The organism is Pseudomonas sp. BN411, from assembly GCF_029871235.1.
In the GTDB taxonomy this organism is placed as follows: domain Bacteria; phylum Pseudomonadota; class Gammaproteobacteria; order Pseudomonadales; family Pseudomonadaceae; genus Metapseudomonas.
In genome coordinates this window covers 26,741-49,958 of the sequence record NZ_SSOM01000054.1, presented here as the reverse complement: position 1 = coordinate 49,958, position 23,218 = coordinate 26,741, and the positions used below count along the sequence as shown (strand labels likewise).

At 66.3% G+C, this 23,218-nt stretch carries 23 protein-coding genes; 8 read left to right on the top strand and 15 right to left on the bottom strand.

Annotation, left to right across the window (positions count from 1 at the left end; all coding sequences use genetic code 11):
- Positions 1–62: 62 nt before the first annotated feature.
- Complete coding sequence (locus E8F06_RS07585) at positions 63–1,088, bottom strand: AraC family transcriptional regulator (RefSeq protein WP_280365773.1); 1,026 nt, start codon at positions 1,086–1,088, stop codon at positions 63–65.
- Between the two features lie 103 nt (positions 1,089–1,191).
- Between E8F06_RS07585 and E8F06_RS07580 the strand changes: the two genes are divergently transcribed.
- Positions 1,192–2,064 carry an NmrA family NAD(P)-binding protein gene (locus E8F06_RS07580; protein ID WP_280365772.1) on the top strand — a complete coding sequence of 291 codons (873 nt, stop codon included), beginning with the start codon at positions 1,192–1,194 and terminating at the stop codon, positions 2,062–2,064.
- A 225-nt stretch (positions 2,065–2,289) separates the two neighbouring features.
- Here E8F06_RS07580 and E8F06_RS07575 read toward each other — a convergent pair whose 3' ends face one another.
- Positions 2,290–2,547 (bottom strand): DUF2790 domain-containing protein, encoded by a 258-nt coding sequence (locus tag E8F06_RS07575; RefSeq protein ID WP_280365771.1) that lies wholly within the window; start codon positions 2,545–2,547, stop codon positions 2,290–2,292.
- Positions 2,548–2,771: 224 nt separating this feature from the next.
- Between E8F06_RS07575 and E8F06_RS07570 the strand changes: the two genes are divergently transcribed.
- Positions 2,772–3,500, top strand: a complete 729-nt coding sequence (locus E8F06_RS07570; RefSeq protein ID WP_280365770.1) for a tellurite resistance TerB family protein — start codon at positions 2,772–2,774, stop codon at positions 3,498–3,500.
- Here the strand turns inward: E8F06_RS07570 and E8F06_RS07565 are convergent.
- Entirely contained in the window at positions 3,497–3,949 is a 453-nt protein-coding gene (locus E8F06_RS07565) for a YMGG-like glycine zipper-containing protein (protein WP_280365906.1), read from the bottom strand. The two genes, E8F06_RS07570 and E8F06_RS07565, sit on opposite strands and share 4 nt — an antisense overlap.
- Positions 3,950–4,128: 179 nt before the next feature.
- Here E8F06_RS07565 and E8F06_RS07560 point away from each other — a divergent pair, with 179 nt between their 5' ends.
- Positions 4,129–4,596, top strand: a complete 468-nt coding sequence (locus E8F06_RS07560; RefSeq protein WP_280365769.1) for an Lrp/AsnC family transcriptional regulator — start codon at positions 4,129–4,131, stop codon at positions 4,594–4,596.
- A gap of 21 nt (positions 4,597–4,617) precedes the next feature.
- On the opposite strand, the gene E8F06_RS07555 is transcribed toward E8F06_RS07560, so the two are convergent.
- From E8F06_RS07555 to E8F06_RS07530, 6 genes are all read right to left on the bottom strand, one after another.
- Positions 4,618–5,901, bottom strand: a complete 1,284-nt coding sequence (locus tag E8F06_RS07555; protein WP_280365768.1) for an FAD-dependent oxidoreductase — start codon at positions 5,899–5,901, stop codon at positions 4,618–4,620.
- A gap of 4 nt (positions 5,902–5,905) precedes the next feature.
- Positions 5,906–7,483, bottom strand: coding sequence for an aldehyde dehydrogenase (NADP(+)) (locus tag E8F06_RS07550; protein WP_280365760.1), 1,578 nt, complete (start codon positions 7,481–7,483; stop codon positions 5,906–5,908).
- 63 nt (positions 7,484–7,546) lie between these two features.
- On the bottom strand, positions 7,547–8,494 hold the full coding sequence (locus E8F06_RS07545) for a dihydrodipicolinate synthase family protein (RefSeq protein WP_179058067.1): 948 nt from the start codon (positions 8,492–8,494) through the stop codon (positions 7,547–7,549).
- A 43-nt stretch (positions 8,495–8,537) separates the two neighbouring features.
- Complete coding sequence (locus E8F06_RS07540; RefSeq protein ID WP_280365756.1) at positions 8,538–9,464, bottom strand: 4-hydroxyproline epimerase; 927 nt, start codon at positions 9,462–9,464, stop codon at positions 8,538–8,540.
- Between the two features lie 41 nt (positions 9,465–9,505).
- Positions 9,506–10,519 (bottom strand): Ldh family oxidoreductase, encoded by a 1,014-nt coding sequence (locus tag E8F06_RS07535; RefSeq protein WP_280365754.1) that lies wholly within the window; start codon positions 10,517–10,519, stop codon positions 9,506–9,508.
- Between the two features lie 23 nt (positions 10,520–10,542).
- Positions 10,543–12,171 carry an APC family permease gene (locus E8F06_RS07530; protein ID WP_280365752.1) on the bottom strand — a complete coding sequence of 543 codons (1,629 nt, stop codon included), beginning with the start codon at positions 12,169–12,171 and terminating at the stop codon, positions 10,543–10,545.
- Between the two features lie 301 nt (positions 12,172–12,472).
- Between E8F06_RS07530 and E8F06_RS07525 the strand changes: the two genes are divergently transcribed.
- The 3 genes from E8F06_RS07525 (at position 12,473) to E8F06_RS07515 (ending at position 15,977) form a co-directional block, all read left to right on the top strand.
- A complete protein-coding gene (locus E8F06_RS07525; RefSeq protein WP_280365750.1) occupies positions 12,473–13,243 on the top strand; it encodes an AraC family transcriptional regulator in 771 nt (256 codons plus the stop codon).
- 242 nt (positions 13,244–13,485) lie between these two features.
- The gene (locus E8F06_RS07520; protein ID WP_280365748.1) at positions 13,486–15,168 is read left to right on the top strand and encodes an NAD(P)/FAD-dependent oxidoreductase; all 1,683 of its coding nucleotides are present in this window, start codon (positions 13,486–13,488) and stop codon (positions 15,166–15,168) included.
- A gap of 14 nt (positions 15,169–15,182) precedes the next feature.
- Positions 15,183–15,977, top strand: a complete 795-nt coding sequence (locus tag E8F06_RS07515) for a carbon-nitrogen hydrolase family protein (protein WP_280365745.1) — start codon at positions 15,183–15,185, stop codon at positions 15,975–15,977.
- Positions 15,978–16,151: 174 nt separating this feature from the next.
- On the opposite strand, the gene E8F06_RS07510 is transcribed toward E8F06_RS07515, so the two are convergent.
- From E8F06_RS07510 to E8F06_RS07495, 4 genes are read right to left on the bottom strand one after another with little or no spacing between them, the layout of a single operon-like run.
- The gene (locus E8F06_RS07510; protein ID WP_280365742.1) at positions 16,152–16,856 is read right to left on the bottom strand and encodes a type 1 glutamine amidotransferase; all 705 of its coding nucleotides are present in this window, start codon (positions 16,854–16,856) and stop codon (positions 16,152–16,154) included.
- Between the two features lies 1 nt (position 16,857).
- Complete coding sequence (locus E8F06_RS07505; protein WP_280365739.1) at positions 16,858–18,054, bottom strand: aminotransferase class III-fold pyridoxal phosphate-dependent enzyme; 1,197 nt, start codon at positions 18,052–18,054, stop codon at positions 16,858–16,860.
- On the bottom strand, positions 18,047–18,286 hold the full coding sequence (locus E8F06_RS07500) for a hypothetical protein (RefSeq protein ID WP_280365738.1): 240 nt from the start codon (positions 18,284–18,286) through the stop codon (positions 18,047–18,049). Before E8F06_RS07500 ends, E8F06_RS07505 begins: the two co-directional genes overlap by 8 nt.
- Positions 18,283–18,981, bottom strand: a complete 699-nt coding sequence (locus E8F06_RS07495; RefSeq protein WP_280365736.1) for an MOSC domain-containing protein — start codon at positions 18,979–18,981, stop codon at positions 18,283–18,285. The genes E8F06_RS07500 and E8F06_RS07495 overlap by 4 nt, the downstream gene beginning before the upstream one ends.
- Positions 18,982–19,084: 103 nt before the next feature.
- Between E8F06_RS07495 and E8F06_RS07490 the strand changes: the two genes are divergently transcribed.
- Together E8F06_RS07490 and E8F06_RS07485 are read left to right on the top strand one after the other, a co-directional pair.
- On the top strand, positions 19,085–19,984 hold the full coding sequence (locus E8F06_RS07490; protein ID WP_280365734.1) for a LysR substrate-binding domain-containing protein: 900 nt from the start codon (positions 19,085–19,087) through the stop codon (positions 19,982–19,984).
- Positions 19,985–20,353: 369 nt separating this feature from the next.
- On the top strand, positions 20,354–21,004 hold the full coding sequence (locus tag E8F06_RS07485; RefSeq protein WP_280365731.1) for an endonuclease: 651 nt from the start codon (positions 20,354–20,356) through the stop codon (positions 21,002–21,004).
- A gap of 409 nt (positions 21,005–21,413) precedes the next feature.
- Here the strand turns inward: E8F06_RS07485 and E8F06_RS07480 are convergent, their stop codons facing one another.
- Both E8F06_RS07480 and E8F06_RS07475 read right to left on the bottom strand, forming a co-directional pair.
- Positions 21,414–21,884, bottom strand: coding sequence for a DUF2269 domain-containing protein (locus tag E8F06_RS07480; protein WP_280365729.1), 471 nt, complete (start codon positions 21,882–21,884; stop codon positions 21,414–21,416).
- Positions 21,881–23,005: a saccharopine dehydrogenase NADP-binding domain-containing protein gene (locus E8F06_RS07475; protein ID WP_280365726.1), complete on the bottom strand. Its 1,125-nt coding sequence runs from the start codon at positions 23,003–23,005 to the stop codon at positions 21,881–21,883. The genes E8F06_RS07480 and E8F06_RS07475 overlap by 4 nt, the downstream gene beginning before the upstream one ends.
- Positions 23,006–23,218: the final 213 nt, after the last annotated feature.

Below are 23,218 nucleotides of genomic sequence, written 5' to 3'. Positions count from 1 at the left end.
TGAAAAGAACAAATGGTAGCAATTAGCATTTGTAAATCAAATGTAAATAATTCTGTTTGCTATTAAAAATTTCCAGCCGGGGATCGTGCCTCGCGGCGGACAGCCCCCGGCGCCACGCCGTGGCATCGCTTGAAGGCCCGGCTGAAGGCGGCTTCGGACTGATAACCGAGGCGCTCTGCCAGGGTCGCGATGGCCACCTCCCCTTCCTGTAGCCAGCCCAGCGCCAGGTTCATGCGCCAGCGGGTCAGGTACTGCATGGCCGGCTCCCCCACCAGCGCGGTAAAGCGCGCCGCGAAGGCCGAGCGGGACATCGCGGCGGCCTTGGCCAGGGACACCAGGCTCCAGTCCTGCGCAGGGTCGCGGTGGATCAGGCCGATGGCGCGGCCGATCTGGCGGTCCTGCAGGGCGCCGAGCCAGCCGGTCTGGGCAGCCGGGTCGCGTTCGATCCAGGCGCGGATGGCCTGGATCACCAGGATGTCCGCCAGGCGCGTCACCACCGTTTCGCCGCCAGGGCGCATGGCGCGCGCTTCGTCGCGCATGAAGCGCAGGGTGCCCTGCAGCCAGTCGGCATGCTCGGCGCTGGCCGCTTCCACGTGCAGCACCGGCGGCAATAGGCGCACCAATTGCCGCGCCACCGGGTGGTCGAAGCGCACCGCGCCGCACACCAGGCTCACCGGCGCGCCTCCGCCGCCATGGCGGATGATCTCGTAGCGCTCGCTGAGGCATTCCCGCGGCAGATCGAACAGCGGCACTGCCGTTACCTCCTTGGCACTCAGCAGGTTGTGTCCGTGACCATGGGGCACCAGCGCGAGGTCGCCGCCGCGCAGCAACAGGGGTTCGTGCCCGCCCACCTCCAGCCAGCACTCGCCGGCGGTCACCACATGGAACATCAGGCAGTCTTCCATCGGCGGCAGGCCCAGGCCCCAGGGCGCGGTGAATTCCGAGGCGCAATAGAGGGTGCCGCTCATGCGCAGCAGGTGCAGCGCTTCGCCAAGTGGGTCGCGGGAAAGCCAGGCGTTGTTCGGGTCCACGTTGCGCACCTCGCGGCATGAGCACTGATCGTCCAGAAAGCCTGGACGATTGATCATGAACTGTCGACTTCCAATCATTGTTCGTCCATAGCTTCCAGACAAAACTGGACCCAAGCGCGCAGGCATGTGCCGGACAGACAAGCGCGACCAGGAGGACGAGATGATCACAGTAATGGGCGCCACCGGGCACACCGGTAAACGAATCGTCGAGCAACTGTTGAAGGCTGGTGAATCTGTACGCGCGCTGGGACGTTCCGCTGAACGCCTGGCCGATCTGCAGAAGGCCGGCGCCGAGGTGATGGCGGGAGAACCCAGCGATGCCGCCTACTTGACCGAAGCCTTTCGCGGCGCGAAGGCGATTTACACGCTGCTGCCCTACGACCCGACGGTAAGCGACTACCTGGCACAGCAGGCGGCGGTGGGCGAGGCCATAGTCCAGGCCGTCCGCGCCAGCGATGTGCGCAAGGTGGTGGCACTCTCCAGCGTCGGCGCCGATCTGGCCTCGGGCAACGGCCCCATCGCCAGCATGCACGAGCAGGAACTGCGGCTGCGCGAGCTGACGGGTGTGGACGTGCTGATCCTGCGGGCCGGTGCATTCATGGAGAACCTGCTGCCGATGCTCTACGTGATTGAGCAACACGGTCTGGTGGCCGATGGCATGGAAGCGGACGTGCCGGTGCCGATGATCGCCGCCAAGGACATCGCCGACGCCGCCATCGACGCCCTGCTCGCCCGCGACTGGCATGGCGTGCAAGTGCGCGAGCTGCTGGGGCAGCGGGATATCAGTTACGGCGAATGCACGCGCATCCTCGGCCAACAGCTGGGTCGGCCGGGCCTGCCCTATGTGCAGGTGCCCTATGACGAGATGGCGGGAATGCTGCAGGAGGCCGGCTTCTCCACCAACCTGGCCGGGCTCTATGCCGAGCTGGCTCGCGGCATCAATGAACGGGCGGTGAAGTCCCTGGAGGGCCGGCGACCGGAGAACACCACGGCGACGTCGTTCGAGGCGTTCGTGGCGGAGATGGTGGGGTGACTTCCGACTCACCTACAGCGCAATCCTGCTCACATCTCTGTAGGGGCGAATTCATTCGCCAAGGGGGTAGCTCGGAGCTGGCCGGCCCCCCTCACCCCCAGCCCCTCTCCCTGAAATGGAGAGGGGTGACTCTCGGCTCACCCACAGCGCAGTTCTGCTCGCTTCTCTGTAGGGGCGATTTCAATCGCTATGCAGGACGCAGTGCTGCCAATTCAGGACCTGGCATCAGCTATTGGCGCAGGCGCTGGACTCTTTCAGGTAGGTCACGGACTTCTCTTCACCCTGGGAATCGACGTAGGTCATCTTCGCCTGGATGGTTTCGCAGGTCAGCGAGTTCGGTTCGTCGATGGAGATGACGCGGGCGACGTCCAGCGGCATGCCGTAGCTGTAGGGCACGGCGTCGGCGGACTCGGCGGCGAAGACGCTGCCGCTGGCCAGAAGGGCGAGCAGCAGGCTGGTACTGGTAGAGATTGCGCGGTTCATGATGGAACTCCTGGTTTGCCTTGGAAGGCCCTGGCATCGCCTGGCGATGCGTTCTCGGCCGATGTGCCAATTCGACTCCACTCACGGCGCGTGAAAAAGACGGCTTTGCTGAAAGCGCTTTTCCGTGGCGCGTAACAATCCACGCCGCCCGACGGTCATACCCGCCTAGCTGGCCAGGTCTATCGTTCCCTGACCGGAAACGGCCACCAGGCGAGGATGCGGCCATGAACACCAGTGATCTGCTCGAACAATTGCTGCGGGCCGGACAGGCTTCGACGGCGCAACGCGGTGGCGCCGGCGTGGCGTCGCAAGATCCGCTGGGTGGGCTCGGCGGTCTGCTGGGTGGGCTCATGGGTGGCGGTGGCGGCCCCAATGCCGGGCTGGGCGGCCTATTCGGCGAAGTCCTCGGCGGAGGCCCGTGGGGCGGCTCCACCGATCGCAGCTCGATGGGCAGTGGCGGTCGCTCCGGCGGGATGAACTACGCCGCCCTCGCCTCCCTCGGCATGATGGCCTTCCAGGCGTACCAGGCCTGGCAGAGCCAGCAGGCGTCCGCGCCGCAACAGGCCCTGCGCACTGTGGACCAGCTGTCTGGCGCCGAGGCCGATGACCACAGCCTGGCCATCCTCCGCGCGCTGATAGCCGCCGCCAAGGCGGACGGACGTATCGACGAACAGGAAAAGCAGGCCATCTACACCGAGATCTCCCGGCACACCGACGACCCGCAATTGCAGGAATGGCTGGACGAAGAGGTACGCCGGCCGCTGGACGCTGCCGACGTGGCGCAGTCAGCCCGCGATCCGGGCATGGCTGCCGAGATGTATCTGGCGAGCGTGATGCTGGTGGACGACCAGCAAGCCGCCGAACGCACCTACCTGGACGAACTGGCCTATCAGCTCAGGCTCGACCCTGAGCTGCAGGCGCATCTGGAGCAGCAGGCTGCGGGAACTGCCTAGGGATTGACCTGGTAACCACGCTGCTGCAGGCAACTCATGTAGGCCGATGAGGCTGTGCTGCTGGCCTGCTGGTTGGTGCGACGGTCTTGCCGGCGCTCCTGGCGCTGACGCGAGCCGCCGACCACCATCCCGGCTACTGCGGCGTCCTTGGCCTTTTCCTGCCGGTACTCCTGCTGCAGGTCGTCATCGATCCGGTCGTAGTCGTTGCTGCGCGCCTGCCCGACGGCGGCACCCGCTATGGCGCCGGTGGCGGCTCCGCGGACACGGCCGCCGCTCGGGTTGGAGGTGGTGGTACTCGTGGTGCTGCCGGCCTGGGCCTGGCAGTTGGCGATGTCCTGTTGGATCTGTTGCTGGGTCTGGCCCTGCAGCGGCACCACGGTTTCGGCGAAGGCGGGCGCGCAGATGAGCGAGGCGAGCAGGGTCCAGCGGCAAGGGGCGAAGGAGATCATGGAGGTGAGGCTCTCGAAGGAAGTGGATGGGGCCGACGTGTCTCCGACCATGTGGAGTTCAGTCTGGTTCGGCTCCGGCCAGCGCGACAGCGACGCCGACCAATGGGCGCGGTCCATCGGCTTCAGGTAGCCTTGCGCACCCGCTAACCTCTACGCAGCCAATCGCACCGAGCCAATCCATGTCCGACCTGCCACTCGATGAAATCGACCGCCAGCTGATCGCCGCCCTGCAGATCAACGCCCGCGAGAGCGTGGCCACGCTGGCCCGGCGCCTGGGCATCGCGCGCACCACGGTGACCTCACGCCTGGCACGGCTGGAGAAGGCACAGGTCATCACTGGCTATGGCGTGCGCCTGGGCCGGCGCGTCGCCGATGGCGGCCTGCAGGCCTACGTGGGGATCACGGTGAAACCGCGCAGCGGCAAGGACGTGCTGCGGCGCCTGACCGGCATGGCGGAAGTACAGGTGCTCTGCGCGGTGAGCGGCGAGTTCGACTACGTCGCCTGGCTGCGCGCCGACTCCCCCGAGCGCCTCGACGAGTTGCTGGACCTGATCGGCAGCGTGGACGGGGTGGAGAAGACCACCACCTCGATCATCCTCAGCTGCAAGATCGACCGCGGCCAGCCGCTGGCGCCGCCAGCCAGCTGACGCCGCCACGGCGACCTCCGCTCAGAATCGATCCAGCCGGAAAGGAGCCAGGTCCGGCACACCGTGCGACGCGCCCGCCGTTGCCGGCAGCCCCGCCAGCCCGGCGATGTGCTCGGCGGTGATCGCTGCCTGAGTCAGCCCCAGGTGCTGGTGGCCGAAAGCGAGCAGCACCCGCCCCTCGCACACCCGGTCGATGATGGGCAGCGAGTCCGGCAGGGATGGCCGGAATCCCATCCAGGGGGTTGCCCCTTCGGCATTCAGTTCACGGCTGAACAGACCTTTGCCGAGGCGGAGCAACTGCCAGGCGCGTTCCATGTTCGGTGATCGCGCCAAGCCGGCGAACTCAACGGTGCCGGCCAGACGCAGGCCGTCGGCCATGGGCGACATGATGAACTTGCGCTCGAACGAGGTGACGGCGAACGGCAGTCGCCCGTGCTCCTGGGGCAACATCAGGTGATAGCCCCGCTCGGTATCCAGCGGTACCCGCCTGCCGGTCAACCCGGAGGTAAGACCGGCCGAATGGGCGCCGCAGGCAATCAAGACCTGACGGGCCCGTACGCTGCCCTCCCCCGTGCTCAGCGCGACGCCATCGTCGGTCAACCGCCCACCGAGCATGCGCTGACGGAGGAAACGAACCCCCGCCCTCTCGGCGGCAGTGGCCAGTTCGCAGACCACACGGAACGGGTCGATGAAGTGCCCGGTACGGGGGAAGAACAACCCGCCGCGTATCCGCTCATTCAAATGGGGCGCGGCGTCCCGCACGGCGCCAGACTCCCAGAAATCCACCGGCACGCCCTGCCCGGCCATGCGGGCCTGTAGCGCTTCGAGCGCCTGGCGGGATTCGGGGCGCTCGTACATCAGCAGGGACCCGTCCTCCTTCAGCAGACCCGGGCAGTCGATGGCCGCCAGCAGCCGTTGCCAGGCACCCAGGCTGGCTTCGTTAAGCCCGCGCAGGCCGGCGACTGTGCGCTGGAAGGGTGCCGGCCGCAGGTTGAGCAGCAGGCGCGTGAACCAGGGCAAGGCGAACGGCAGGTACTTCCAGTCCAGACGCAGCGGGCCCATGGGGTCCATGAGCATCGCCGGCAGTCGTTTGAGGATCGACAGGTCGGCGATGGGAAAGACCTGCTCGGTGGCCAGGTGCCCGGCATTGCCGAACGAGGCGCCCTGCCCCGGCCCTTGCGGATCGATGACCAGGACACGCCTGCCCTTTCGGGCCAGTTGCAGGGCGCAGGCGACGCCGATGATGCCGGCGCCCACCACCGCGATATCGATCTCGGCCTGAGCGGGAACGGAAGCGTTTGCCATGGTGCTAGGCCTCCCTCTTGCCATCGAGCAGGCGCCGCAACCGCAGGGGATTGTCGTGCCTGAGCTCGTTGGGCAGCAGGCCATCCGGGAAGCCCTGATAGCAGACCGGCCGCAGGAAGCGGCGGATCGCGGCGGTGCCTACCGAGGTGCTGCGCGTGTCCGAGGTGGCCGGGAACGGGCCGCCGTGGACCATGGCGTCGCACACCTCGACGCCTGTCGGCCAGCCGTTGACCAGCACGCGGCCAGCCTTGAGCTCCAGGGTCGGCAGCAAGGCCCGGGCGGCGTCGAAGTCCGCCTCGTCCAGGTGCAGGGTCGCTGTGAGCTGGCCTTCGAGGTGCTCGGCGATCTCGCGTATCTGCTCCTCGTCGCGGCACTGCACGATCAGCGCGGCCGCACCGAAGACTTCGGCCTGCAATGCCGGGTCGGCCAGGAAGGTTTCGGCGCAGGCGACGAACAGTTGCGCCTGGCAGCGGTTGGGACCATCGCCCGGCAGCCCGACGGCCACACTCCGCACCTCAGCGTGCCCGGCCAGGGCGGCGGCGCCGGATTCGAAGGCGTCGAAGATGCCCGGCGTGAGCATGGTCTGTGCCGGACTGCTCTGCAGTTGCTCGGCAGCCGCCGCGATGAAGGCATCCAGTGCCGCGCCCCGGCGGGCGATCACCAGGCCAGGGTTGGTGCAGAACTGGCCGGCACCCTGGGTCAGCGAGGCGACGAAGCCCTGGGCAAGGCCTGCTCCACGGGCCTGCAAGGCGGCGGGAAGCAGGAACACCGGGTTGATCGAACTCATCTCCGCATACACCGGGATCGGCTCCGGCCGGGCCTGCGCTGCCCGGCACAGGGCCAGGCCGCCGCTGCGCGAGCCGGTAAAGCCCACGGCCTTGATGCGCGGGTCGCTGACCAGGGCGATGCCCACCTCGCGCCCGGCGCCGAACAGCAGCGAGAACACGCCCTCGGGCATGGCGCAACGCTCCGCGGCGCTGGCCACGGCACGCCCCACCAGTTCGCTGGTGCCAGGGTGTGCGCCGTGGGCCTTGACCACCACCGGGCAGCCGGCCGCCAGCGCCGAGGCGGTGTCGCCGCCGGCCACGGAGAAGGCCAAGGGAAAGTTACTGGCGCCGAACACCGCCACCGGTCCCAGGGGCACTTGGCGCTGGCGCAGGTCTGGCCTTGGCAGGGGCTGGCGATCCGGTTGGGCCGTGTCGACCCGCACATCCAGCCATTCGCCCGCACGCACGGTACGGGCGAAAGTGCGTAGCTGCTGGCAGGTGCGGCCCCGCTCGCCCTGGATGCGCGCCTGGGGCAGCCCGGTTTCGGCCACAGCGCGCTGGATCAGTTCGTCCCCCAGCGCTTCGATCTCCTCGGCGATGGCTTCGAGGAATCCGGCGCGTGCCTCCAGCGAGGTTTCCCGGTAGCCGCCAAAGGCGGCCCAGGCCAGGGCGCAGGCCTGCTCCACCTCAGTCTGGCCGCCGCCCGGATAGGCGGGTTCGAGCGGGGTGCCGGTGGAGGGATCGATGGCGCGGATCGCTTCACGGCTGCCAGTTACGGCCTGACGGCCGATCAGCATGTTGCCTGTCAGTTTCATGGTGCTTCCTGGGTGTGCGAGGTGCGCTCCGCCGCGGAGCGGGTGCTCCGCGGCGGGCCTGTGTCAGACGAGGTTCTGTTCCACCGACCAGTTGGCGTACCACTGGCGGAAGAGCGCGTACTGCTGCTCGGCGTAGCGGCGCTGGGAGTCGCTGAGCGCGTCGCTCTCGTTGAAGTGCAGGCTGTATTCGCGGTCGCCGTTGAGCACCATCAGGTACTTGTAGAACAGCACCAGGTCGCAGCCCTCGTCGAAGGACGACAACACGTCCAGCGCCGCGCTCAGCTCCAGGGCGAGGCGACGCGCGCGGGTATCACCCTTGGCGGCCTGCCGGCTCAGCGCCACCAGCTGCAGCACCTCGCGTGGCAGCACGTTGCCGATGCCGGTGATGGTGCCGGTGGCGTTGCAGTTGACGTAGCCGTGGAACACCTGGGTATCCACGCCGGCCATGAGGATCACGTCGTCGTCACGGGAGGTGATGTGCTCGGCGGCGTAGCGCATGTCGGCGGCGCCGCCGAACTCCTTGAAGCCGATCAGGTTGGAGAACTGGCCGCGCAGTTCGAAGAACAGGTCGGCGCGGGTGGAGAAGCTGTAGTAGGGGCTGTTGTAGATCACCGCCGGCAGCGCGGGGGCGGCGCCGAGCACGGCGGAGAAGTGGGCCTTCTGCGCGGCCGGCGAAGCGGCGCGGGAGAGCAGGCGCGGGATCACCATGAGTCCGTGGGCACCCACCTTGGCGGCGTGCGCGGCATGGGCAACCGCCTCGCGGGTGCTGACCGCACCAGTGCCGACGATGGTGGGCACGCCGGCCTTCACCAGGCGCGCCACGCCTTCCTGGCGCTGGGCTTCGCTGAGCAACGGCCAGTCGCCCATGGAACCGCAGTAGACCACCGCGCTCATGCCGATATCGATCAGCTCGCGGCCCTTGGCCACCAGGGCGTCGAAGTCCGGCGTGCGCTCGGCGGTGCAGGGTGTCATCAGGGCGGGAATGCAACCGGTGAAGATGCTGTCGTTCATTGTTCTGCTCCTTGGTGCAGGGGGATGAAGAAGGCGTGGAGACTCAGATGCCCCACGCAAAGGGGTCCTGTTCATCGATGAGCAGGGTGCTGTCGGCCGTCAGGTAAGCGCGGCCGGTGATGAAGGGACGGATGCGCTCTCCGTCCGTTTCGTAGCGGCCCTCGAAGCGGCTGCCAGTGATGCCGGCCTGGACCCAGGTCTGGCCGGGCGCGAGTTTTTCATCGGCCGCCAGGCACGCCAGCTTGGCGCTGGTGCCGGTGCCGCAAGGCGAGCGGTCGTAGGCCTTGCCCGGGCACATGACGAAGTTGCGGCTGTCGGCTTCGTCGTCATCGGCGAAGAGCTCGACGTGGTCGATCAACGCGCCGCCTTCACCGTGGATGCCTTGCGCTTCCAGTGCCCTGAGCATCGCCCAGGTGAACGCGGTCAGGGCTTCGACGTTGTCGAGTTGCAGCCGCTGGCCGTGTTCGGACACCAGGAAGAACCAGTTGCCGCCCCAGGCGATGTCGCCATGGACAAGGCCGTGGCCGGGAACCTCGACCGACACTTGCCGGCGGTACCGGTAGGCCGGCACGTTGCCGATGGTCACGGCACCGTCTTCATGCAGGGTGGCGCTGACCGTGCCCACTGGCGTGTCGATCCGGTGCTCGCCCGGACCGATCAGCCCCAGGTGATGCAGGGAGGCGACCAGGCCGATGGTGCCGTGGCCGCACATGCCGAGGTAGCCGGCGTTGTTGAAGAAGATCACCCCGCACGTGGCGCCGGGTGATACCGGCGGGCGGTACAGGGCGCCCACCAGTACGTCGTTGCCCCGTGGTTCGAGCAGGCAGGCTCGACGCCAGTGGTCATGCTGCTCGCGCAGTGCATCGCGCTGCTCGGCCAGGGTATAGCCGGCCGGTTCGGGAAAGCCTTTCATCACCAGGCGGGTGGGTTCACCGCCGGTGTGGGAGTCGATGACGTGTACGCGCTTCATGAGCTGGTCCATTCAGTGGCCGGAAAGGTTCGGGGAACTTGCTAGGCCATCAGCCGCTCGATGTCGTCCAGCAGGGCTCGCCCCACCCAGACGCCATCACGCTCGCTGCGTTGGCGGGCCGCGAAACGGCGCTGAGACGGCAGGCGTGCACCCTGGTCGGTGATGGCGGCGAACAACTGCTCGGCACGCCGCTGGCCGTCTTCCATTGCACCGCCGAGGAAGCGGGCGGGGTCGAAGGCCAGCAGTAGCTCACCGTGGCAGGGCGTAGCGCCGGCACCCGCATCAAAGGCCAGGGATTCGGCGCTGGTCATGTCGCCGATCAGCGCGCCGGCCATGAGCTCGATCATGGCGGCGAGTGCCGAACCCTTGTGTCCGCCGAAAGTCTGCATGGCCCCCTCCAGCGCGGCCCGCGCATCGGTGGTGGGCAGCCCCTCGGCATCCAGGCCCCAGCCCAGGGGTATGGGCTTGCCCTGGCGGGCGTGCAACTCGATATCGCCCCGTGCGATGGCGCTGGTGGCGAAATCGAAGACGAAGGGCTCGCGGCCCCTCCGTGGCCAGGCGAACGCCAAGGGGTTGGTGCCGAACACGCCCCTGCTGCCACCCTCCGGCGCCACCCAGGCGTGGCTGGGGGTCATGGCCAGCCCTACCAGCCCTTCGGCGGCAATGGCTTCCACCTCCGGCCAGAGCGCGGAAAAGTGGAAGCAGTTGCGGATCACCAGGGCGGCGACGCCCAGTTCACGGGCCTGCTCCACCAGCAGCGGCAGGCCGCTCTGAAACGCCAGCAGCGAATAGCCTCGGTGGGCGTCGACGCTGACGACGGCGGGCGCGGGCCGGCTCAGTGTCGGGCGTGCCAGCGGGTCGATCTTGCCGGAGCGCAGCGAATGCACGCACACCAGGACGCGGTAGAGGCCATGGGAGTGGCACTCGTCGCGCTGCCCCCGGGTGATGGTGTCGGCAATGGCGCGGGCATGGTCCTCGCCCATACCGTTGTGTGTCAGTGCACGCGTCGCCAGGGCATGAACCTGGTCGAGGCTGAGGTTGATGAGGTCACTCATATCCGTACTCCTTTCGCTGGACATCAGGACGAGGCCTGGGTGCGAGCCGTGGCCGGATGCAGGCCCGTCTCGGTGTCGGCACCCTCTTCGCTTTCATCCTCGCCACTGAGAACGATCAGGTGAGCCGGCACGCCGGTGGCTGCGCCCCAGTAGTAGATGGCGGTGGCACAGGCGGCCACGACGAGGGTGTCGAACGGATGGCCGAGCACGCCCAGGCCGCCGAAACTGCCGAGCCAGGAGAGCAGCAGGGTGGTGGCGTAGAAGCCGATCAGCCAGGCAGACGAGCGCACCTGCTGGGCGATGCTCAGGTGCTCGGTGGGTACGAAGCGCCGGCACAGCAGGTAGATCACGAACATCAGGATCTGCAGGCCCAGCAGCCAGGACACGGTGCTCCAGCCTGACCAGTAGACGATCAGTGCAGCGATGACGAAGGACAGCGGCCCCATCACGCCCAGGCCCCTTACCCGGAATGGGCGCGGCATATCGGGGGCGTTGCGGCGCAGGGCGGCGACGGTCACCGGAGCCACGGCGTAGCTCAGCACCAGCGCGGCCGACACCACGTTGATCAGGGCCTCCCAGGAGGGAAACGGCAGGGTCCAGAACACCGACAGGGCGAAGGTCAGCCAGAGCGCCGGGCGCGGGATGCCGGACTGTTCGTCGATGCGGGTGAAGATCTTGAAGAAGGTGCCGGTCTGCGCCCAGCCATACACAACCCGAGGCGTGGCATTCATGTAGATGTTGCCGCAACCGCTGGGTGAGATCACCGCATCAGCGACCACCAGGTAGGCCAGCCAGCCCACGCCGAGAACCAGGGCGATGTCCCTATACGGCAGGGCGAACTCTTTGGAGATACCGGCCCAGCCGTTGGCCAGCATTTCCGTGGGCACGGCGCCGAGGAAGGCCAGTTGCAACAGTACATAGATGGCGGTGGAGAGCAGGACCGAGAGGATCAGCGCGATGGGGATAGTGCGCTGAGGGTTCTTCACCTCGCTGGCCACCGAGATGATCGGCGTGAGCCCCAGGTAGGCGAAGATGATGCCGCCCGCGGAGACCGCCATCTCGATGCCCGAAAGGCCGAAGGGCGCGAAGCCCTGGACCGCGAAGTTCTCCGGTTTGAAGAAGGCGAACAGCACGCCGATGACCAGCAGCGGCACGATGAACTTGAACACGCTGACCAGGTTGTTGGCCCTGGCGAATGTCTTCACGCTGCGGTAGTTGAGCCAGAAGAACAGGCACAGCAGGCCGAATTGCACGAGCCAGCCGAGGATGGTCGGGGCGCTGGAGCCCGGCTCGGTCAGCGACGGGAACCAGGCCGCCGCGTACTGACGTGAGGCGACCACTTCGATCGCCACCAGGCTGGAGAAGGCAATCAGGGTGATGAACCCCATCAGGTAGCCCAGCAGCGGGCCATGGGAGAACACCGGGTACCGCACCACACCACCGGCACGCGGCAGCGCTGCACCCAGTTCGCAATAGATGATGCCGAGCAGCAGTACGGCGAACCCGCCGAGGAACCAGGAGATGATCCCCGCCGGTCCGGCGATCGCCGAGACGTGGCTGGCCGCGAATAGCCAACCGGAGCCGAAGATGGCCCCTAGACCGATGAATGTCAGGTCCATCAACGAGAGTTGCTTCTTGAATTTTCCGGACATCGCGTCGCCTTCTTTTGAGTTATTGGATGGGCTGGTGGATTGCCATTCGGGGCTTGGATCGGCGCGTGAATGCTGCCCCTTGGTGAGTGCGTATTCCCTGGGTTCGCCGACCTGGGCGATGGCCATAGAGTGGACGGGCGACGCGCCTTCGCGCTTGATGCCTTTCCCCGCTTCGGATGACGAAATCAGCACAGTCCGGACAGCGACGCAGCCCGTTCCGGTTCGCGCTCGACAGGCCGCTGGCCCTGGGGCAAGCTGCCGGCGTGGGCATCGCCGGCCAACCTTGGGGAGGATGGAAATGATGTCGCGTAGCGCACTTGCGGCACTCTGCTCAGAGAGCGACCTGAAGCGCCCCGAAACCATGGATGAACTGCTGGCGAGCGTGCAGATGCTGCTGCCGATGCTGGATGCAATTTCCAGCGCGGCGATCTTCATCAAGGACGCCCAGGCCCGTTACGTCATGGCCAATCGCACGCTGGTCCAGCGCTGTGGCGTGAAGCCCCTTCTGGGCAAGACCAGCGCCGAGGTGTTCCCCGCACAGTTCGGCCCTGGCTACACCGAGCAGGACCGGCGGGTGCTGGAACAGGGCCAGGTGCTGGAAGACCAATTGGAGTTGCACCTGTATGGCAGTCGGGAACCGGGCTGGTGCCTGACGCACAAGCGCCCTCTGCTTAGTCGCGCAGGCGAGATCATCGGCCTGGCGGGCATCTCGATGGACCTGCAGTCCGCCAGTCATACGCACCCAGCCTATGAGCGTCTCGCCGCAGTGGACGAGCACATCCGCACGCACTTCCACGAGCCCATCACGCTGGACACGCTGACGCGGATCGCCGGTATCTCCGTCGCCCAACTGGAACGCTACTGCAAGCGTGTGTTCCACCTGACTCCACGACAGATGATCAACAAGGTGCGGCTCGAGCACGCCCATCGTTTGTTGCAGACCGATCTGCCGATCACGGAAGTCGCCCTGCAGTGCGGCTACACCGACCACAGCGCATTCAGCCGGCAGTTCAAGCTGCTGACCGGGTTCACACCCCGACAGTACCGGCAAGCGACCGCGGCCAGCAGATAGCGCAGCCATGGGCGGGGGCAGCCCTTCGCGAGCAAGCTCAGCCTACGGCTTCTTCTCTCGCCGACTAGCCTGATGACGAGGCGCGCGAAGCAGATTTGTCACTACTAACTTTTCTGTCGTCACTTTGTATTACCAGCGCTCCAAATGACGACACTTTGCGTCTTATGGACGAAAACGACGCTCCCTAGAATGGCCCCACCGCGCCCAACGGGCCGCTCTCCCACAAGCCTTCAAGGTCCAGCATGAACAACAACAATCGTCACCCCGCCGACGGCAAGAAACCCATCACCATTTTCGGCCCGGACTTCCCCTTCGCCTTCGATGACTGGATTCAGCATCCGGCTGGCCTGGGCAGCATTCCCGCCGAGCATCATGGTGCCGAGGTGGCCATCGTCGGTGCCGGTATCGCCGGCCTGGTAGCGGCCTACGAGCTGATGAAGCTGGGCCTGAAACCCGTGGTGTACGAAGCCTCCAAGATGGGCGGCCGCCTGCGTTCGCAGACCTTCGAAGGCACCGACGGCATCATCGCCGAGCTGGGCGGCATGCGCTTCCCGGCCTCCTCCACCGCCTTCTACCACTACGTGGACATGCTGGGCCTCAAGACCCAGCCCTTCCCCAACCCGCTGACGCCAGCCTCGGGCAGCACGGTCATCGATCTCGAGGGCAAGACCTACTACGCCGAGAAGATGGCCGACCTGCCGGCGCTGTTCCAGGAAGTGGCCGACGCCTGGGCCGATGCGCTGGAAGACGGCGCCCGCTTCGGCGACATCCAGCAGGCCATCCGCGACCGCGACGTGAAGCGCCTGAAGGAGCTGTGGGACACCCTCGTACCGCTGTGGGATGACCGCACCTTCTACGACTTCGTGGCCAGCTCCAAGGCCTTCGCCAAGTTGTCCTTCCACCACCGCGAAGTGTTCGGCCAGGTGGGCTTCGGCACCGGCGGCTGGGACTCGGACTTCCCGAACTCGATGCTGGAAATCTTCCGCGTGGTGATGACCGCCTGCGACGACAACCAGCACCTGATCGTCGGCGGCGTGCAGCAAGTGCCCATGGGCATCTGGCGTCACGTCCCCGAGAAATGCGTGCACTGGCCGGCAGGCACCAGCCTGGCGTCCCTGCACAACGGCGCGGCCCGCCCCGGCGTGAAGCGCATCGCCCGCGCCGCAGATGGCCGTCTCGCCGTGACCGACAACTGGGGTGACACCCGCCATTACGCAGCGGTGCTCGCCACCTGCCAGAGCTGGCTGCTGACCACCCAGATCGAGTGCGAGGAATCGCTGTTCTCGCAGAAGATGTGGATGGCCCTGGACCGCACCCGCTACATGCAGTCGTCCAAGACCTTCGTGATGGTCGATCGCCCGTTCTGGAAGGACAAGAATCCGGAAACCGGCCGCGACACCCTGAGCATGACCCTCACCGACCGCCTCACCCGCGGCACCTACCTGTTCGACAACGGCGACGACAAGCCGGGCGTGATCTGCCTGTCCTACTCCTGGATGAGCGACGCGCTGAAGATGCTGCCGCACCCGGTGGAGAAGCGTGTGAAGCTGGCCCTGGACGCGCTGAAGAAGATCTACCCCGACGTGGACATCGCCAGCCACATCATCGGCGACCCCATCACCATTTCCTGGGAGTCCGACCCGCACTTCCTCGGCGCCTTCAAGGGCGCGCTGCCGGGCCACTACCGCTACAACCAGCGCATGTACGCGCACTTCATGCAGGACGACATGCCCGCCGAGCAGCGCGGCATTTTCATCGCCGGTGACGACGTGTCCTGGACCCCGGCCTGGGTGGAAGGCGCGGTGCAGACCTCGCTCAACTCGGTATGGGGCATCATGAAGCACTTCGGCGGCAGCACCCCGGCCGAGAATCCCGGCCCGGGCGACTGCTTCGCCGAACTCGGCCCCATCGCCCTGCCGGACTGACTCAGGAGACGTCCATGCGCATCGCCCTCTATCAGTGCCCACCCCTGCCGCTGGAGCCTGCGGCCAACCTCGACCGCCTGCGCCAGCGGGCGGCCGAGGCGGCCCGGCGTGGCGCGGCGCTGCTGGTCACACCGGAGATGTACCTCAGCGGCTACAACATCGGCCTGGAAGCGGTCAGCCACCTGGCGCAGACCGCCGACGGCGACTGGGCCGAGCAGGTGGCCGGCATCGCCCGCGAGCATGGCGTTGCCCTGCTCTACGGCTACCCGGAGCGTAGCGCCGAGGGACGCATCTACAACTCGGTGCAACTGATCGATGCGCAGGGCCAGCGCCTTGGCAATTACCGCAAGACCCACCTCTTCGGTGAGCTGGACAGGAGCATGTTCAGTGCCGGCGGTGACGACTATCCGCTGCTGGAACTGAACGGCTGGAAGCTGGGGATGCTGATCTGCTACGACGTGGAGTTCCCGGAGAACGTGCGCCGCCTGGCCCTGGCCGGCGCTGACGCGATTCTGGTGCCGACCGCCAACATGGAGCCGTACGACTTCGTCTGCGACGTGCTGGTGCGCGCCCGTGCCTTCGAGAGCCAGTGCTACCTGGCCTACGCCAACTACTGCGGCGCTGAAGGGGAGATCCGCTACTGCGGCCTCTCCAGCGTTTCCGCACCGGACGGCAGCCAGGCCGCTATCTGCGGCCGCGAGGAAACCCTGGCCTTCGCCGACCTCAAGCGGGACAAGCTGGAAGCCTCGCGGGCAGGGCTCACCTACCTCCGGGATCGGCGGGCGGAGTTGTATCGCCCATTGCTGTAGTTGGGCTGAACCGCCGCGCAATGTGTTGGGCAGCAACGTAGGATGGGTTGAGCCTGCGATACCCATGCTGTTGGTGAGAGCCGATGGGTATCGCTTCGCTCCACCACATCCTACGGACTGCCCTTGGCGAATGAATTCGCCCCCACAGGAAAAGCGAATCAAACCCGCGAAGGATCAAGTCAGCGCGGCATGCGGCCCGGTGAGGTAATCCAGCAGTCGGAACAGGGTCGGCGCCAGGGCGCTGCAGTGGGGGAAGCCATCGCGGATGGCGGCCGCATCCTCCACCGAGCCGGACAGTTCCAGGTCCGCCGCGTAGGCGTCCAGCATCGCCTCGATGCTCTCCGGCGTACCTTCCAGATGGCATTGCAGGCCGATGGCGCGCTCTTTCCAGACGAAGCCCTGGTTGGCGCAGGCCGCCGAGCCATAGAGCGGGATGGCGCCCGCCGGCAGGTCGAAGGTCTCGCCGTGCCAATGCATCGCCAGCAGGCGCTGGGGCAACATGCGGCCCAACGGGGAGCGGTCCGCTTCGGGGCGTTTTTCCATGGACCACCAGCCGATCTCCGCCTCGCCCTTGCGCACCTCAGCCCCCAGGGCCTGGGCCAGGAGCTGGCCGCCCAGGCAGATGCCGAGTATCCGCTTGCCGGCACCCAGCGATTTGCGGATCAGTTTCTTCTCAGCCTTGAGCCAGGGCAGTGCTTCCTCGTCATGCACGCTCATAGGACCGCCCATGACGATCAACAGGTCGAAGTCATCAGGCTTGGGCAGGCGCGCATCGGCGTAAAGATTGAACACCTGCACCTTGGCAGCGCGCAGGTCGAGCCATTGGCTGATACGGCCGGGGCCTTCGAAAGGAGCGTGCTGCAGGATGGCGACGCGCATGTCAGGCGATCTCCAGGGGTTTGCTCTTGGCCAGGGCGAAGGCGCGATTCAGACGTTTGAGCATTTCATCGACATTGGCGCGGCTTACGGTCAGCGCCGGAGTGAAGCGCAGGCATCCCGGCTGCGGTGCGTTGATCAGCAACCCTTCATCGAGGGCATGGCGGGCCACCAGCGGTGCGGACTGGTGGATCAGCGGCAGGCCGACCATCAAGCCGTGGCCACGCAGGGGACCATGGCCGTGACGGCGGGACACCCGCGCCAGGCCTTCACGCAGGTGCTGGGCCACGTCGCGAACCTGTTCCAGGAAGCCAGGCTCCAGCACGGTATCCAGCACCGCCAGGCCGGCGGCGGTCATCAGGGCGTTGCCGTGGTAGGTGCCGCCCTGCTCGCCCGGCTCGAAGCAGCAGGCGTTGCCACGGGCCAGCAGCGCCGCCAGGGGCACGCCGCCGCCCAGGCCCTTGCCGAGGGTGATGATGTCGGCGCGGATGCCGTACAGCTCTTCGGCCAGCAAGGTGCCGCAACGGCCAATGCCGGTCTGCACTTCGTCGAGGATCAGCAACACACTCCGTTCGCGACACAGGCGCTCGGCGCCCTGCAGATAATCCAATGTGGCGGGCACGACGCCGGCCTCGCCCTGCACCGGCTCCAGCATCACGGCCACGGTTTGCTCATCCACCGCGGCGGCCAGGGCTTCGAGATCGTTGTAGGGGACCTTGGTGAAGCCGGGCACCTTGGGTTCGAACAGCGCTTCGAAGGCCGGCTTGCCGGACGCGGACATGGCCGCCAGGGTGCGGCCGTGGAAGCTGTTGCAGGCGGTGACGATGCGATGGGCGCCGCCACGATGCAGCTGGCCCCATTTGCGCGCCAGCTTGATGGCGCCTTCGTTGGCCTCGGCACCGCTGTTGAGGAAGTAGACCTGGTCGCTGCCGCTGGCCTGGCACAGACGCGATGCCAGATTCAGCATGCCGCGGTTGTAATAGGCCGGGCCGGGGTTGATCAGGCTTTCCGCCTGGCGCTTGAGGGCGTCCACCACCACGCTGGGGCTGTGGCCCAGGCTGTTGACCGCCCAGCCCTGGGTGAAGTCCAGGTAGGCGCGGCTTTCGGAGTCCCAGAGCCAGGAGCCCTGGCCACGCACGAAGAGCTGCGCCGGGCGTTCCACGGTCTTCATCAGGCGCAGGCTGGCGAGGGGGTCACGCATGCTCGGGGACCTTTTCATGGCGGTATTCGACGCCCAGCAGGCGCAGGCCGTCCGGGCTCTGTTCGAGGATTCGGCGCACTTCGCGACGTCGTTCGATGTGCAGGCTGAAGCCGTCCTCACGGGGGAAACGCGCGCGGAGCTCGCGGGTCAACTCGACGTAGCGCGCCTGGCTGACACTGAGTTCCGCCAGCAATACGTCCTCGCGGTGCAGGCTGATACGGTAGTCGCTCATGCGCGCATCCCCTCCAGCGGCAGCCCCTGCAGGCGGGCGCTCCAGTCTTCCACGGTGCCTGTACTGAGGCGGCGTGCAGCGGTGTCGCGCCAGCGTGTGGACAGCGCTTCGCACTGCTGCAACTGCTGCAGGCCGGCGTGCTCCAGCGGGTAGTGGAAGAAGCTCTGGATGGCGTGGGCGACGGTCAGGCCGGGGTAGCTGCGCTGGATCAGTTCCAGGGCGTCTTCACGGCTGACGAAGCCCGGCCGCAGGACGCGGTAGAACCAGCCACAGCGACCGCTCTCCTGCACCTGCTCGGGCAGGCTGGGAATGCCCCAGCGGCGGCTCAGGCGGTAGCAGGGCGAACGCGGTTGACTGACCTGGATGAACGCCTGACCCCAACGGAAGATATCGCCGATGCACACCTGGTCTTCGGTCAGGCCGTAGGTGGACAGGTTTTCGCCGAAGCTCGGCGCCTTCCAGTCGAGGTGACGGTAATGCTTGCGCCAGTAGCGGTAGTGTTCAGCGGGGTAGTGATGCAGGGCGCGCTCAGGGCCGCCATGGAATCGCGGGTCACCCTGTTCGTCGCTGCCCAGGCCCTGGGGCCAAAGCCAGAGGCGGTGGTCGATCGGCAGCTTGTCGATTGCACTGGACAAGCCGCCCCCTATATCTTCGGCTTTACCTATGAAAACCCCATTGACGACTAACGCAGACATTCGCCCTCTCCAGCGCGAGAAACAGTCTCTACGCGGCATAGGCTATGGGCTTGTGGCACTCCGGGCCATTTCGATTTTCCAGCTTTATCGATAAGTAACGCTTATGAATTTTCGCCAGCTTCGCTACTTCGTCGCGCTCTACGAGGAAGGTCATGTGGGCCGCGCCGCCGAGCGCCTGAGCCTGTCGCAACCGGCGCTTTCGCAGCAGATCCGCCAGTTGGAACAGGGCCTGGACGTCAGCCTGTTCCAGCGCAGCGGCAAGCGCCTGCTGCCAACGCTCGCCGCTCACACCCTGTACAACCACGCCCTGCCCCTGCTGGACGGCCTGGAACGCGCCCGCGAGGCCCTGCGCAGCTTCCGTGGCCAGTCGCCGCGCAGCCTGGCCATCGGCGTGCTGCAGACAGTCAATGCGTCGCTGGTACCGATGCTGCTGGAGCGCCTGCGCGAGGCGCAGCCTCAACTGGTGGTGCAGATCTACGAACTGTCGGGCCTGGATATCGAGCGGCGGCTGCTTACCGGCAACCTGGACATCGGCATCGGCTTCCTGCCGCCGCGCCAGCCGGGGCTGCACAGCCTGTTGCTGTACGAGGACGAACTGCAGTTGGTGATTCCCAATGAACACCCGCTGAAGGAGTTCAAGAAGGTGTCGCTGAGCCAGGCGGCCGAGCTACCGATGCTGCTACTGGGTGAGGAATTCCGCGTGCGGCAGATCTGGCAGGAGCAGCTCGCCCTGCTCGGTCGGCGCCCCCACGTGCAGGCGGAGCTGAACCATATGGCCGGCATCCTCGACAGCCTGCCGCACACCATGCTGGCTACCGTCCTGCCCGGCCGTGCACGGCAGATGCACGCCAACCAGGGCCTGCTGTGGAAGCCCCTGAGTGAGCCACGGGTGCCATTGAAGGTGGGATTGGTGTTTCGCGATGCGCAGCGTCAACAGGCGACCCTGGAATTGCTGCGCTCGTTGCTGGAAGGCGTGATCGGCCCGAAGGAACCGCTGCTCTAGGATTTCCGGGAGGCAGAAAAAGAAAAACCCCGCCGAAGCGAGGTTTTGCAGACTGTGTCCCGACATCCCTGATCTGACCGCCATCCTGGCGGAAATCCGGCGTATCCCTGTTTTTCAGTGCGCTTCCTGCGCGACGTCCAATGGAGTGAAGATTAATCCCGGTCGCTTGGGCCCGAAAGGAGCTATAACCACCAACGCGTGTAAGCCAATGCTTACACGATTTAGCGATTAATCCTGGGAGTCTTATTGCAACCGAAGGTGCAACCAAGCAAGCGATCGGTTGGTCTTGGTTTGGGCACGGCGCTCTTGTTAGACTCGTTTTGTCCTACAAGAACAACAGACCCCGACAAGGCGGTCCCAGGGTCAACCATGCGCCAAGTCGTTACTGCCCTCTCCTGTCTGGCGGCCGTTGCCGCCGGTTTCGCATTTGCCGGTGGCCAGGATCGCCTGGCCGATCCCAAGGCCGCGGTCGAGCAGGCCTTCTGGCAACAGCTCTATGCCGACGGCGGCACCACCCTCTATTGCGGCAAGGCCTTCAGCAGCCCCGGTGGCCTGCTGAGCGCCAGCCCGGTGTACAGCACCAAGCAGATCAAGAGCGCCTTGCGCTGCATCACCGACAGCCAGTGCCAGACGGCCAACCCGCAATATCCCTACATGCTTTCCGACCTGCACAACCTCTACCCGGACCAGTCACGCATTGAACTGGCGCGGCGCAATGCCCTGTTCGGCGATGTGGGCGATGGCGGTCAGAGCACATTGGCCGATTGCGACTTCAAATCCGCGTACCAACTGGTAGAACCCCGCGACGCCGCCAAGGGCAACGTGGCACGGGCGATCTTCTACATGCGTACCGAATACGGTCTGCCCATCGTCGGGCAGCTGCAGATGTTCCAGCAGTGGAACCGCCTGGACCCGGTGGATGACGAGGAACGCGCTCGCAACAGCCGTATCGAAGCCCTCCAGGGCAACCGCAATCGCTACATCGACGATCCTTCGCTGGCAGATTCGCTGCAGCCGTGATGCTCCCTTGTGGGAGCAGTACCCGCTTTTCGTAGGTTGGGTAGAGCTTGCGAAACCCAACGTGGCGGACTCACCCCGCGCCGTTGGGCCTCGTTCCTCGGCGCCAACCTACGGGGCCGCGGTGCGGCCCATCGCGAATGAATTCGCCCCCACAGTAAGCGGTACTCGCTTTCGTAGGTTGGGTAGAGCTTGCGAAACCCAACGTTGCGGACTCCCCCGCGCCGTTGGGCCTCGTTCCTCGGCACCAACCTACGGGGCCGCGGTGCGGCCCTTCGCGAATGAATTCGCCCCCACAGGCAAGCAGTACCCGCTTTTCGTAGGTTGGGTAGAGCTTGCGAAACCCAACGCGGCGAACCTCCCCGCGCCATTGGGCCTCGTTCCTCGGCGCCAACCAGAGGCCTTCATGGCGTCAGATCACGGGCAATGGCTTGGCCACCATCAACCAGAGCAACAACAGGATGGCGCTGAAAGCCGGAATACCCAGGGAGATCCAGCGACGCATCCACTGCTGAAACTCCACTGCCGGAGCCCCGACGACCATTGCATCGGCCACACGGCGAAGGCGGTACTGGATCACCACCACCGGCAGCCAGCAGGCGCCGATGAAGAGGAACAGCGCCAGCGCCGCCAGGAACCAGGGTGACGCATAGCTGTAGCCGGTGACCTCCATCAGCGCGATGCCGGTGGCGAACTGCAGCAGCACCGCCGGCGCCGTGAATACCCAGTCGGCGATGACCACCAGCCGCGCGGTGCCGGCCAACAGGCGCGGGTCGCCGCTGCGCGAGGCCAGCAGCATGAAGAAGGCGATGCCGGCGCCCGTGCCGATCAGCACGGTGGCACCCAACACATGGAAGAACTTCAGCAGCAGGTAGGCACTCATTGGCTGACTCGATGGTAGATGCCCAGGGGCGCGGCTTCGGCATCGAAGTCCGCCAGGCTGAACAGCCCGAGGCAGGGCATCGCGCCGCGCTCCGCCTGTTCGCCACGCAGTAGTTTGTTCGTGAGGATGATGGCCGACAGCGTTGGGATATAGGGACCGATGCCGTTCTCGGCGTAGAGGGTCCAGGTCAGGCGCTTCGACCGGCCGTCCGGCCCAAGGCCGCTGAGTTCGATGCGCATACCACCGATGTCAGTGCCGAAGGCCATCAGCGGCTGCCGGGCCTTGAGCATCGCCGCCGCCCAGGGAGACCAGTCGGCCACCACACCCGCCTTGGCCAGGCCCGCCATCGCCACCATGCAGTGATGAAGCAGCGGCAACTCCAGGCCGGCCTGGAAGTGCACCGTGCGCACGCCGGCGTAACGCTCGGGGAAAAGCTCCAGGTCGGGGATATCGACATTGGCCAGCCAGCGCCGTCCCACCGACCCGCCGAAGTCGATTCGGCGCGCATCCATCCAGCCATGGCGATCGCGCCAGCGGCCATCGTCCAGCGCCGGGAACGGGTGGCCCGTGTAGCTGAGGATGCCCTTGAGGGTGGCTTCGCCCACTTCGGCCTTGTTGCCGGGCGCGATGGCGAAATCGATGGCGTCGAGGCGGGAGAATCCGCCCCGGAAGTGATCGATCACGGTCGAGGACAAGCCGGGTACCGAGCTGGCGCCGCTGACAATTAGCACATTCCGCTCCTTGGCCTCGTCGTCCAGCGCGCGGATGTCGCAGACGTAGCGACGGCCATCGGCCAGGTCGATGTAGTGGGCGCCGGTCTGGATGCATGCGCGTGGAACGCGGTAGTCCTGGCCTTGGAAGGGGCCGCTGGTGTGGATGACGATGTTGGGTGCAAGAGCGGCCAGTTCCGAGGGAAAGCCGGGGGAATCGATATCCAGCCGCGCTGGTTCGAAACAGGCTTGCGGAGCCGCCCCGGGCGCCAGGTCGGCGCACAGCCTTGTCGCCTGCTCCAGGCTGCGTCCGGCAATGACGATCTCCAGCCCCGCATGGGCCTTGCCCAGGCTCTCGGCGATCCGCTTACCGAAATTGCCGTACCCACCCAGAATCAGCACCCGCGCCATGAACCCAACCTCCTTGTGTGGTGGCACATGGTAATTCAGCCGTCATGCCCCAGGCACGCGCTGCGCCTGCAGGGTGGGTCACGCTTCAACGATCCCCCTGAAACTTCGGCTTGGCGACGATGGTGGATGAAAAGAGCGTCATCCACCCTACGAGAAGCAATGCCTCGCGCTGACCAGAAAAAACAAAGCCCCGCGAGTGCGGGGCCTTGTCAT